The sequence below is a fragment of the Paradesertivirga mongoliensis genome (assembly GCF_024436395.1).
Classification (GTDB): Bacteria; Bacteroidota; Bacteroidia; order Sphingobacteriales; family Sphingobacteriaceae; genus Paradesertivirga; species Paradesertivirga mongoliensis.
The window spans coordinates 1,013,598-1,025,927 of the sequence record NZ_JAFMZO010000001.1 but is presented as its reverse complement, the minus strand read 5'-3'; the positions used below and the strand labels follow the sequence as shown (position 1 = coordinate 1,025,927).

Here is a 12,330-nt window from a genome sequence, read left to right as displayed (position 1 = left end):
TATCAAAAATTCTCTTTGTACCAATAAAAAATTTTATATTTGCATATCTGAAGAGAGGGGACGTGTGTCCCCTCTTTTATTTTAGGTACTTTTTGTAGGCATTAAATGAATATTGAGCAAAGGGTAATTGATTTAGTTGAAGAGAAAATTGCCGACAGACCCGAGCTGTTCCTGGTAAATGTTAAAATGCATCCAAACGGAAAGCTTATAATTCTGGTCGACGGCGATAATGGGATTGCGGTAGGCGATTGTGCAGCAATAAGCCGCCATGTTGGATATCATTTGGAAGAAGAGAACGTAATTGAGGAGGCCTATAACCTGGAGGTGTCATCTCCGGGACTTGATACTCCTTTAACATTAATGCGCCAATATCAAAAAAACATAGGCCGTAACGTTGGCGTTAAGTCGCTTGATTCGAAAATACGCGAGGGAAAACTCGTAAGTTTTAACGACGAAGGCATTATCATAGAAGAAAAGATTAAAGAAAAAGGGAAGAAAGCTGAACTTAGAGAAAGTTTTATCCCTTTTAATGAGATAACAGAAACAAAGGTTTTAATTTCATTTAAGTAGAAAATGAGCAATATTAATTTAATTGATTCCTTTCAGGAATTCAAAGATTTCAAAAACATTGACAGGCCGACGGTTATTAGCGTTCTGGAGGAAGTTTTTCGCAGCATGATCCGTAAAAAGTACGGAACTGATGAGAATTGCGACGTAATTGTGAATCCTGACAATGGGGATTTGGAGATCTGGCGTACTAGAACCGTGATGGAAGATGGATTTTCTGAGGATGATGATCTGGAAATTGAACTTGCTGAAGTACATAAAATTGATCCTGATTTAGAAGTTGGCGACGATTTTATAGAACAAATAACTCTAGAGAGCTTTGGCCGCCGGGCAATCCTGGCTGCCCGTCAAACTCTGGTATCAAAAATTCTTGAGCTTGAGAAAGACGAGATCTTTAAAAAATACAAAGACAGAGTAGGTGAAATAATAACCGGCGAGGTTTATCAGGTTTGGAAAAAAGAAACATTGGTGCTTGACGATGAGGGCAACGAGTTGATCATGCCGAAAACAGAGCAAATCCCTGCCGATTATTTCAAAAAAGGCGATTCGCTTCGTGCAGTGATCTCGAAGGTTGAGATGATCAACGCTAATCCTAAAATCATCATTTCGCGTACTGCTCCGGAATTCTTGCAAAGATTATTCGAAATGGAGGTTCCCGAAATATTCGACGGGTTAATCACCATCAAAAAGATCGTCCGCGAACCAGGCGAACGCGCTAAAGTTGCGGTTGAATCTTACGACGACAGAATAGACCCTGTTGGAGCTTGCGTTGGAATGAAAGGCTCGCGTATACACGGGATAGTGCGCGAACTTAAAAATGAAAATATTGATGTGATCAATTACACCAATAACAATTCTTTATATATTCAACGTGCGTTAAGCCCTGCAAAAATCACGACAATAAAACTGGATGATGAAGATAAAAGAGCGGCTGTATATTTGAAGCCCGATCAGGTCTCTTTAGCCATTGGAAGAGGCGGCCATAATATCAAACTTGCTGGTAAGCTTACCGGTTATGAGATTGATGTTTACAGAGAATCTGACGTAGATGACGAAGATGTAGACTTAGAAGAATTTTCAGACGAAATTGATGGCTGGATTATTGATGAATTTAAGAGAATCGGCTTAGATACCGCCAAATCAGTTATCGAGCTATCTGTCGACGAACTGGTAAGACGCACCGATTTAGAGGAAAGCACAGTAAAAGAAGTAGTAGCAATATTGAGAGCCGAATTTGAATAAACACTTTAGGCATGTTTAGCTGTTCAATAACAATATAAAAACGTACTTTTGTACAAATTTTTTAAGAGGTAATTTTTTTTAATGTCAGAAGGTAAAAGCATAAACTTACTCAAAGCTGCAAAGGAGCTGAATATCGGCTTGTCAACCGCGGTAGAGTCTTTAACAAAAAAGGGCTATAAGGTAGATCCTAAGCCAAATACGAAGCTCACCGAGGAGATGTACGAAGCTCTTTTGAAAGAGTACCAGGGCGATAAAATCGTTCGGGAGGAAGCGAGACAAATTGTTATCGGAAAAATACGTCGTGACGATGTGCCGCCTTCTGCACCTGAAAAACAAGAACCTCGCCGGGGAAGTGATTTTGAACATGAGGAGATCCTGATTAAAAATACAGGTTCTTTTATCCCGTCACCATCCGAAAAGCCAAAACCGGAACCAAAGCCAGAGCCAGAGCCAAAACCAGCTCAGGACGAAAGTTCACTGCCTGGAGTTAAAGTAGTAGGTAAAATAGATTTAGACGCCCTTAATAACAAAGGGCGTTCTGAGAATAAAGAAGAAGGTAAAGGGGAAAAACCTGTCGCCAGTCCTGAACCTGAAGCGAAAGCACCAGAGCCAGCACCAACACCAGAGCCCGAAATTAAACAGGAACCTGTTAAGGAAGAGGTTAAGCCAATAGTTACGCCGGAACCCGCAGCAGAGCCAAAAGCGGTCGAAGAGCCTGTTAAAGAAACTCCCCTGCCCGAACCAGTGGCTACACCGGAACCTCCGGTGGCTGAACAGACTGCAGCACCTGCAGCACCTGCAACACCTGCCGCGCCAATTGAAGACGAAGCAGATGATGTAATCCGGGCGAAGGCACAACGCCTTAGCGGGCCTAACGTTATCGGTAAAATTGATCTATCATCGCAACAATCAAATCGCAGGAAAGATCAGCCTGTAGCTTCATCTTCGAACGTAACGGGTAACGATCATAAACGTAAGCGTAAACGTAAAGAAGGGCAGCCGGGACAAGCACCTCAGGGACAATTTGGACAAGGTCAGACGCCTCGTCCTGCCACTCCGGGTCAGCCGGGAACACGCCCAACCACCGGGCCAGGTTCTGAAAACAAATCACAACACCCCGGACGTCCTGACTTCAGAGGCAGAAAACAGCAAATGGGTGAGCGCGCGGCAAGCGGCTCGAAAGAAGAACCATCAGAAAAAGAAATACAAGATCAGATTAAAGCAACTCTGGCACGCTTAAGCGGCGCTGGTAAATCTGGAAAGTTTGCTCAGCGGGCCAAATTCCGTCGTCAAAAACGTGATGACGTAGCTCAATCTGCTGAAGATGCTGCTTTAGAAAACGAGTTGCAATCCAAAGTTCTTAAAACTACCGAGTTTGTAACGGCAAATGAACTGGCCAGCATGATGGACGTTCCTGTAACCCAGGTAATCTCTACATGTATGAGCCTGGGTATGTTCGTATCGATCAATCAGCGTCTGGATGCAGAGACCTTAACCATTGTAGCCGATGAGTTTGGATACGTCATCGAGTTTGTTAAACCTGAAGATGAAGAAGCCAGCCTGGAGCAGGAAGATAACGAAGAGGCTTTAATACCACGCGCTCCAATCGTAACTGTGATGGGCCACGTGGATCATGGTAAAACATCTCTACTCGACTTTGTACGTAAAACCAACGTTCTGGGTGGCGAAGCTGGTGGTATAACACAGCACATCGGCGCCTATGAGGTGACTCTTGAAGACGGCCGTAAAATAACATTCCTGGATACACCAGGTCACGAAGCCTTTACGGCGATGCGTGCTCGTGGTGCTCAGGTAACCGACATTGTAATTATTGTAATTGCAGCAGACGATGCAGTGATGCCTCAGACGCGCGAAGCTATAAATCATGCTCAGGCAGCAGGAGTTCCGATTGTATTTGCCTTCAGTAAGGTGGATAAACCCGGTGCCAATTCTGATAAAATCCGTGAGCAGTTATCTGCAATGAATATCCTGGTAGAGGATTGGGGCGGAAAGTATCAATCACAAGAGATATCTGGTAAAACAGGTATGGGCGTTGATTTACTACTTGAAAAAGTATTGCTGGAAGCAGAGCTTTTAGAGCTCAAAGCTAATCCGAACAAGCGGGCTACAGGTACAGTGATTGAAGCTGCTTTAGATAAAGGGCGTGGTATAGTAACAACAGTTCTCATCCAGGCCGGAACTCTTAGAGTGGGCGATCCAATTTTAGCAGGAAGTTTTAGTGGTAAAGTAAAAGCCTTAACCAACGAACGCGGTCAGAAAGTTGACAAGGCCGGGCCTTCAACTCCGGTTCAGGTTCTTGGTATGCAAGGCGCTCCTACCGCAGGTGATAAATTTAATGCGCTGGCTAGTGAGGTTGAAGCGAGAGAGATTGCAAATAAACGTTTGCAGTTACAGCGCGAACAAGGCTTGCGTACTCAGAAACATATTACCCTTGATGAAATTGGCCGTCGTTTGGCGATCGGCAACTTTAAGGAGCTTAATATCATTGTAAAAGGTGATGTGGACGGTTCTATCGAGGCATTGTCAGACTCTTTATTGAAGTTGTCTACAGAGCAGATCCAGGTCAATATTATCCATAAGTCGGTAGGTCAGATTTCAGAATCTGATGTGTTGCTGGCTTCAGCTTCTGACGCGATTATCATAGGCTTCCAGGTTCGTCCGTCAAGCGGCGCACGTAAGCTTGCTGAGCAGGAAGAGATCGACATCCGCTTATATTCTATCATATACGATGCGATAAACGAAGTGAAGGCTGCCATGGAAGGTATGCTTGCGCCTGAGTTTGAAGAGCAGATCACGGCGAACGTTGAGATTCGCGAAACCTTCAAAATTAGCAAAGTTGGTACGATTGCCGGTTGTATGGTACTTGACGGTAAAATTAACCGGAACAGTAAGATCAGAATCATACGCGATGGCGTAGTAGTTTACACTGGCGAGCTTGCATCGTTAAAACGTTTCAAAGACGACGTGAAAGAGGTTTCTAAAGGATATGAGTGCGGTTTGAACATCCAAAACTTTAATGATATTAAAGAAGGCGATATTGTTGAAGCCTACGAACAGGTGGAAGTTAAGAGGAAACTCTAACGCGTTTGTAAATATAGAGAAAGGCGGTGCAACAAAATTGTATCGCCTTTTGTCCTTTTAGGCGATTTTGGTACTGGTCTGGGCGTATGAACCGGGCAGCAACAGTAGCCGTCAATCAGCGGTAGCGAGGAGTCGGTGTTTGACTGTCTGGTTTGTATGTAGGGGATTGTAAGTCCCAAATTAAGACCTAAGATTACAAGTCCCGACGAGCGGAGGACTTGATAGAAGTATCCGATAGAATAGCACTGTAACATTTTAAGCCGGATAGAAACGGCAGCTTTTTATTGCCGAGGAGGAGGGCTGCCAAATAAAAACTATAGTGGATAGCCGGGCCGCAGAAAACGAAGCAGTATACAGAACCCTTCCAAATATTACATCGAGTCGTCTAATAGGAACACGATAAGTTCTTTAGGACCATGGGCGCCTAATACAAGTGTTTTCTCAATATCGGCGGTACGACTTGGGCCAGTGATGTTCGAGACCATGGTGGGGAGCTTGTCATCATATTTTACTTTCAAATTCCTGAAGGCATCTTTCAAATCTAACACCAATTGCGACGTGTAAGCTACCACAACATGGTGATGCGGATAAATGCTCAAACGCCTGCCTGCCGCATTCCCGTTAGAGACCAAAACGCTACCATTACGGGCTACAAGAGATTCGCACAGCGTAATTCCTACCTCTGCCTGCAAAAAGTCGGTGTCGGTGCTATAAAATGGAAATTCATACTGACTCAGCACTTCCTGAAGTGGCGGCTCCCAGCAATAAATTTTCCTCCAGCTTTTTTCGTCGGCTAGTAAAAGAAGATTTTCTATGAACTGCACCTCATCTTCGCAAAAAATGAACTTACCGGCAACCAGGGTAAGCTGTTCGGCAAAAAGAACTTCCAGCAAGTCAGAGTAATCTTCATATAAAGGTGTTTCCTCTAAATTTGGATACGGATTGTCGCGCTTTTCCAACAAAGCCTTACGTATCTTCTTGAGCATCTTTTCTCTGGAGGTGGTTTCTTTCATTTCGATTACAAAAGTGAAGCATATAAAGCTTATTTCAAAGAAAAAGCCCCGGTAATTCCAGGGCTTTCAGCTTTTAAAATGATTTATTATAAATCGGTGTCTGAGCTTTTCAAGGGCTCTGTCGTGTCGCCAACTGGCTCGGGATGCAGATTTTCTGCTACCAGAGATTGGTTTCCGCTGTCGTCACCATTTACAAACTCGTCATAAGTTGTACGGTTTTCGAACGGACGCTTACCGAGTATTTCTTCCAAATCGCTCTGGAAAAGGATCTCTTTTTCAAGAAGCTTTTGAGCAAGCTTCTCCAATCCATCCCGCTTATCATTCAGCAGATCCTTGGTACGATCATATACTGAGCTGATTAAGCTGCGTACTTCATCATCGATAAGTTCGGATGTTTTTTCGGAATATGGCTTATTAAACTGATCCTGCTGATCGTTAAAAGAGATATTACCTACTTTGTCATTCATCCCGTAAAGGGTGATCATGGCATATGATAGTTTGGTAATACGCTCTAGATCGTTCTGAGCACCTGTTGAGATCTTACCAAACACAATATCTTCGGCAACCCGGCCGCCCATCGTCATACACATTCCATCAATAAGTTGTTCTGTAGTATACAGGAACTGCTCTTTGGGAAGATATTGGGCATAACCGAGTGCAGCAACACCGCGCGGAACGATCGAAACTTTTACCAAAGGATCGGCATGCTCCAGGAACCATCCGGCAATTGCGTGGCCGGCTTCATGATATGCAACAATTCGTTTCTCTTCAGGAGAGATAATTTTGTTTCTCTTCTCCAGACCACCGATCACGCGGTCGATAGCGTCCTGGAAATCATGCATATCTACAGCCGGTTTATCTTTACGAGCGGCAATGAGAGCAGCTTCGTTACAAACGTTAGCTATTTCTGCACCTGCAAAACCCGGTGTCTGAGCCGAAAGTTTTTTAGGATCCACTTCTTCTGCCAGCTTTATCGGCGCAAGGTGAACCTTGAAGATTTGTTCGCGGCCTACTAAATCTGGCTTATCGATTGATATCTGTCTATCAAATCGTCCCGGACGTAAAAGCGCTGAGTCTAACACATCGGGGCGGTTGGTAGCTGCCATGATAATAATACCAGAATCGGTACCAAACCCGTCCATCTCAACCAATAACTGGTTTAGTGTATTCTCGCGTTCATCGTTGCCACCAACAATATTATTCTTTCCTCTGGCACGTCCGATGGCATCTATCTCATCAATAAAGATGATACATGGCGCTTTGTCTTTGGCCTGGCGGAACAAATCACGAACGCGTGATGCCCCCACCCCAACAAACATCTCTACGAAGTCTGATCCGGATAAAGAGAAAAACGGAACCTGGGCTTCACCTGCTACGGCTTTTGCAAGCAAGGTTTTTCCTGTACCCGGGGCACCTACTAACAATGCACCCTTAGGTATCTTACCGCCCAGATTAGTATATTTTTGAGGGTTCTTAAGGAAATCGACAATCTCCATAACCTCTAACTTGGCTTCTTCCAGGCCTGCTACATCATTGAATGTTACATTAACCTGCGATTCTTTATCAAACAGGGTCGCTTTTGACTTTCCTATATTGAAGATCTGGCCGCCTGCGCCACCACCGGCTCCGCCGCCCATCCGGCGCATGATGAATACCCAAAAACCGATAAGTAGTAATACCGGCAGAATGATCGACATAAACCAGCTTGCCCAGAAATTATCTCTGCTTTCCGGAATAACGGGTGTCCGTTGATCTGGAGGAAGGTGTTTTTCTGCTTCCGCAATCTTCTTCTCAAGACTTTCTATCGAGCCAATGTTGAATTTATACTGAGGACCGCCATTGGGAGACATATTAAAATTGTTTCCCTCGCCACGGACCTCTTTATATTTTGGAAGCTTAAGCCTGTCTGGTTTAATGTAGACTTCAGCAATTACCAGGTCATTGCTTTTGTAAGCAACCAGCTTCTGCACGTCGCGTGCTGCAAGCATTTTAGTCTCAAAATCCTGATAGTTTATCTGTTTAGTGGTGGAACTATTCCAAAAATACTGCACCGCAAACAATGCGATAATAATGGCTACATAAAGCCACATTATGTTAAATTTTGGAGGTGCCGGAACTATCTTTTTCCCTGGTGGGCGTTTACGTGCCGGTTTTTTATTTTCTGGTTTTACTTCTTTCATTTTAAATTATAGATGTTGCGCTTAGGCGCTTTTATAATATTTCATTTCGGCATCACCCCATAAATCCTCTATTCCATAGAATTCTCTTTTATCTGTTTTGAAGATATGTACTACCACATCTATATAATCCAGTAAAACCCACTCTCCATGTTCAAGTCCTTCGATCCTGTACGGATGCTGCTTTGATGCTTTGAAAACTTCCTCTTCAACACTTGAGGCAATCGCCTTTACCTGGGTTGAAGACTCGGCGTGGCAGATTACGAAATAATCTGCAACCGAACTGTTTATATTTCTTAAATCTAATCTCACAATTTCATTTCCCTTCTTTTCCTGTATGCCATGTATAGCAAGCTCTGAAGTGAAAGTGGATTCATTAATTGCTTTGTTTTTTAACATTAAAAAAAATTAGTTTTGATAAATTTAAAATTTACTCCCGATTAGTTTGCAAAATAACACTTTTTCAAGACTATTTGTTGGCCAAAATCTGGTAACGTTAAAGCGTGTTGACTCAACAAACAATTTTCTAAAGAATGAATTGACAAAATCCACGCCATTACCTGAAGGCACTGTTATATTGGCAGAAGAACAATTTGCCGGAAGAGGACAGGTAAACAATTCCTGGTTCGCCGAACCGGGTAAAAATTTAACGTTCAGTTTATTACTGCTTCCCACTTTCTTAAATCCAGACAGCCAATTCTTGCTTAACAAATCTGTTAGTATTGCTATTAACGATACACTTGTAAGTATTATTGGAGAAAACGTAAAAATTAAATGGCCAAATGACATTTACTTTAAGGATGAAAAAATCGGCGGCGTTCTGATAGAGAACATTTTACGCGGCAACACCTTAAAGTATTCTGTGATCGGGATCGGTTTGAATGTTAATCAGACCGATTTCCCCCTAGAAGTTAAGAATGTTACATCTCTAAAGAAAATCTTACAAAAGGATTATGATTTAAACGACCTGCTAAATGACCTTTGTAATTCCATCGAACAGCGTTATCTCCAGCTGCGAGCTGGTAAAATTGATCGTATTGATCAGGATTATATCAAAAGTCTCTACCGATTAAACGAAAGTCATAGATTTAGGATTGGTAAAGAGGAAGTGGATGGCACCATCACCGGAACGGACAAAAATGGGTTGCTGGAAATATTGATTGCCGGCGAAATACGCAGGTTTAATTTTAAAGAGATTGCGTTTGTACACAATTAGAATGTAATGAAGAACTTACTTACCTTACTGGGACTATTAATTTGTAGCCTCAACACCTTTTCGCAGATCGAAAACCCGGTTAAATGGACGTTTTCGTCGAATGCAGTTGACGAAGAAAAGGCGGAGCTAATTATCAAAGCTGATATTCAGCCAGGTTGGCATGTTTACTCACAATTTATTGCCGAAGGAGGACCTGTTCCTACCAGTTTTAAATTTAGCCCATCAGCAGATTATTCTTTAAGTGGCAAGGTGATCGAGAGTCCCAAAGCGACCAGCAGTTTTGACAAGAACTTTAACATGCAAATCGCATGGCATGAGAAACAGGTAATTTTCAAGCAACTCATAAAAGTTAAGCGTGCTACATCCGTAAAGGGTGTTCTAGAATTTATGGTCTGCAACGATGAAAAGTGTCTGCCGCCAGAGGAAGTTGAATTTAATATTCCGGTATCTGTAAAAGCTGCTGCTGCTCCGGTTCCAGCCCAATTAAGCGTTAATCCAGCTACAGACAATACGGCGGTACCTCTACCGGATTCATCAACCAGCGATACGGTTGCGTCGCCGGCCGGCGACGCAACCGACAGCCCGGATGCTGTCAGCCTTACTGCAGCAACGCAAGCAGACAATACCTTGGCCGGGATTTTCATTGCAGGATTTTTAGGAGGCTTATTGGCCTTTTTTATGCCCTGTATCTACCCGATGATACCTTTAACCGTGTCATTCTTCACGAAAAAAACTGGCAGCCGGTCTAAAGGAATTCAAAGCGCTACAATCTACGGCCTGTCGATAATTGTTATTTATGTTGCTCTCGGGCTCTTAATTACTATTGCATTTGGTGCCTCAGCATTAAATGAAGCCGCCAGTAGTGCGACATTCAATCTGATTTTCTTCGCTATTTTGTTAATTTTCGCGATTTCGTTCCTTGGAGCATTCGAAATTACTCTGCCCTCATCTCTCGTTAACAAGATGGATGAAAAATCAAATAAGGGTGGTTTAATCGGGGTATTTTTCATGGCGTTCACCCTGGCCCTGGTATCTTTTTCGTGCACAGGCCCTATTATTGGAACATTGCTGGTCGAAACAGTGTCAAATGGGACGTACCTGGGCCCTGCTATGGGTATGCTGGGCTTCTCTACCGCTCTGGCCATCCCCTTTACGCTCTTCGCAATTTTCCCCTCATGGTTAAAGGAGCTTCCAAAATCAGGCGGATGGATGAACACGGTGAAAGTTTCCTTAGGATTTTTGGAACTGGCGCTTGCTTTTAAATTTCTCTCAAACGTAGACCTCGCCTACCATTGGAACGTCCTCGACAGAGATATATTCCTGGCTATCTGGATTGTGGTGTTTGGCGTATGGGGACTGTATCTATTAGGAAAATTCAAACTGGCCCATGATGTAGAAGTCGGCTTCATTTCATTAACCCGCCTCTTTTTTGCCATGCTGGTACTGGGTTTCACCCTTTATATGATCCCCGGACTGTGGGGAGCTCCATTAAAAACACTAAGTGGTTGGTTACCCCCGATCGGAACCCAGGACTTTAATTTATACAGCCAAAAACCGAAGACCAGTGAAATCCCCAAAAAATATGCCGGCGTTTTTCACCCGGCCCACACATTTGAGGCTTTTTACGATTTTGAAGAAGGGCTAGCTTATGCGAGAAAGGTTAATAAACCGGCCCTCATCGATTTCACAGGACACACCTGCACCAATTGCCGCAGAATGGAGGGAAGTGTTTGGAGCGACCCTCAGGTAGATAATATCATCAGAAATGATTACGTGTTAATTTCATTATACGTTGATGATAAAACAGAATTGGCCGAAAACGAAAAATATGTTTCAGAAAGCGGTAAAAAAATCAAAACTTTGGGCAATAAGTGGAGCGATTTACAGGCAAAGAAGTTTAAAACAAATTCCCAGCCTTATTATGTTATCGTAAACCCTGATGGCGAAACCTTGGTTCCGCCGCAAGCATTTAATTTAGATATAAAAAATTACATAAATTTCCTTGAGAGTGGTAAAGCTGCCTTCAACAAACTGTAATATGAGCGAAATAAAAAACATAGGTGTTCTAACCTCGGGAGGTGATGCTCCGGGAATGAATGCTGCGATCAGAGCTGTAGTGAGATCTGGACTTTATTATAACTTAAAAGTAACCGGCATTATGCGCGGCTACGAAGGAATGGTAAATGGCGAGTTCATAAATATGGACCGCAAATCTGTAGCTAATATCATTCAGCGTGGCGGTACTATTTTAAAGACTTTCAGAAGTGAGGCTTTCAGAACAACCGAGGGCAGAGCCAAGGCGTATGAGCAATTAAAGAAAAACGAAATCGATGCGGTAGTCGTAATTGGGGGTGAAGGAAGTTTTACAGGCGCACATGCGTTTATTCAGGAATATAATGTCCCGATCGTTGGGATCCCGGGAACTATAGATAACGACCTGATTGGTACAGATTATACTATTGGCTACGATACCGCTATAAATAACGTGATTGACGCGGTTGATAAGATCCGGGATACCGCAGAATCACACGACAGGCTTTTTATAGTAGAAGTGATGGGAAGAGATTCGGGCCTTATCGCTTTGCGAAGCGGTATTGGCGCCGGTGCCGAAGCTATCCTCATTCCCGAGTCGAGAACCAATATAGAAAGTCTGTTTAAGCGCCTGGAAGAAGGTCGAAAAGACAAGGCTTCTAAAATTATAATCGTAGCCGAAGGTGATAACATGGGCGGATTTGAAATCACTTCCTTAATCAAAGAAAGATTCCCGAATTACGATACCCGCCTTTCTATCTTAGGACATATTCAAAGAGGCGGACGCCCAACCTGCGCCGACCGGGTTTTAGCCAGTCGTGTAGGTGTTGCTGCCGTTGAAGCATTGCTTAATGGCCGCAAAGGCGAAATGATAGGAAGCGTAAACGGCAATATTCATTATACCCCTTTCCATAATGCGATTAAACATATTTCGGAAGTAAATCCCTACTTATTAAAAATAGTCGATATTTTATCTCTCTAA

General features: G+C 43.2%; 9 protein-coding genes. 6 read left to right on the top strand and 3 right to left on the bottom strand.

The genetic code is table 11. The annotated features are described in order from the left end of the window. The first annotated feature begins 105 nt into the window (after window positions 1–105). The 3 genes from rimP (at window position 106) to infB (ending at window position 4,911) form a co-directional block, all read left to right on the top strand. Window positions 106–570 (top strand): ribosome assembly cofactor RimP, encoded by a 465-nt coding sequence (rimP, locus tag J3P43_RS04155; protein WP_255899375.1) that lies wholly within the window; start codon window positions 106–108, stop codon window positions 568–570. A gap of 3 nt (window positions 571–573) precedes the next feature. Then, window positions 574–1,809 (top strand): transcription termination factor NusA, encoded by a 1,236-nt coding sequence (gene nusA, locus J3P43_RS04150; RefSeq protein WP_255899372.1) that lies wholly within the window; start codon window positions 574–576, stop codon window positions 1,807–1,809. Window positions 1,810–1,890: 81 nt separating this feature from the next. Next, the gene (infB, locus tag J3P43_RS04145; protein WP_255899369.1) at window positions 1,891–4,911 is read left to right on the top strand and encodes a translation initiation factor IF-2; all 3,021 of its coding nucleotides are present in this window, start codon (window positions 1,891–1,893) and stop codon (window positions 4,909–4,911) included. A 371-nt stretch (window positions 4,912–5,282) separates the two neighbouring features. Here infB and J3P43_RS04140 read toward each other — a convergent pair whose 3' ends face one another. The 3 genes from J3P43_RS04140 to rsfS form a co-directional block, all read right to left on the bottom strand. Beyond that, window positions 5,283–5,924, bottom strand: coding sequence for a LutC/YkgG family protein (locus tag J3P43_RS04140; protein WP_255899366.1), 642 nt, complete (start codon window positions 5,922–5,924; stop codon window positions 5,283–5,285). 86 nt (window positions 5,925–6,010) lie between these two features. Next, window positions 6,011–8,104: an ATP-dependent zinc metalloprotease FtsH gene (gene ftsH, locus J3P43_RS04135; RefSeq protein ID WP_255899364.1), complete on the bottom strand. Its 2,094-nt coding sequence runs from the start codon at window positions 8,102–8,104 to the stop codon at window positions 6,011–6,013. A 21-nt stretch (window positions 8,105–8,125) separates the two neighbouring features. Then, on the bottom strand, window positions 8,126–8,500 hold the full coding sequence (rsfS, locus tag J3P43_RS04130; protein ID WP_255899362.1) for a ribosome silencing factor: 375 nt from the start codon (window positions 8,498–8,500) through the stop codon (window positions 8,126–8,128). A gap of 46 nt (window positions 8,501–8,546) precedes the next feature. Here rsfS and J3P43_RS04125 point away from each other — a divergent pair, with 46 nt between their 5' ends. From J3P43_RS04125 to pfkA, 3 genes are read left to right on the top strand one after another with little or no spacing between them, the layout of a single operon-like run. After that, window positions 8,547–9,317, top strand: a complete 771-nt coding sequence (locus J3P43_RS04125) for a biotin--[acetyl-CoA-carboxylase] ligase (protein WP_255899360.1) — start codon at window positions 8,547–8,549, stop codon at window positions 9,315–9,317. A 6-nt stretch (window positions 9,318–9,323) separates the two neighbouring features. Beyond that, window positions 9,324–11,354 (top strand): protein-disulfide reductase DsbD family protein, encoded by a 2,031-nt coding sequence (locus J3P43_RS04120; protein WP_255899358.1) that lies wholly within the window; start codon window positions 9,324–9,326, stop codon window positions 11,352–11,354. Window position 11,355: 1 nt separating this feature from the next. Further along, window positions 11,356–12,330: a 6-phosphofructokinase gene (pfkA, locus tag J3P43_RS04115; protein WP_255899356.1), complete on the top strand. Its 975-nt coding sequence runs from the start codon at window positions 11,356–11,358 to the stop codon at window positions 12,328–12,330.

What these genes read in the sequence shown, in the direction of transcription:
- rimP (WP_255899375.1), top strand. Translation starts at nt 106, where the DNA reads ATGAATATTGAGCAAAGGGTAATTGATTTAGTTGAAGAGAAAATTGCC.
- nusA (WP_255899372.1), top strand. Translation starts at nt 574, where the DNA reads ATGAGCAATATTAATTTAATTGATTCCTTTCAGGAATTCAAAGATTTC.
- infB (WP_255899369.1), top strand. Translation starts at nt 1,891, where the DNA reads ATGTCAGAAGGTAAAAGCATAAACTTACTCAAAGCTGCAAAGGAGCTG.
- J3P43_RS04140 (WP_255899366.1), bottom strand. Translation starts at nt 5,924, where the DNA reads ATGAAAGAAACCACCTCCAGAGAAAAGATGCTCAAGAAGATACGTAAG.
- ftsH (WP_255899364.1), bottom strand. Translation starts at nt 8,104, where the DNA reads ATGAAAGAAGTAAAACCAGAAAATAAAAAACCGGCACGTAAACGCCCA.
- rsfS (WP_255899362.1), bottom strand. Translation starts at nt 8,500, where the DNA reads ATGTTAAAAAACAAAGCAATTAATGAATCCACTTTCACTTCAGAGCTT.
- J3P43_RS04120 (WP_255899358.1), top strand. Translation starts at nt 9,324, where the DNA reads ATGAAGAACTTACTTACCTTACTGGGACTATTAATTTGTAGCCTCAAC.
- pfkA (WP_255899356.1), top strand. Translation starts at nt 11,356, where the DNA reads ATGAGCGAAATAAAAAACATAGGTGTTCTAACCTCGGGAGGTGATGCT.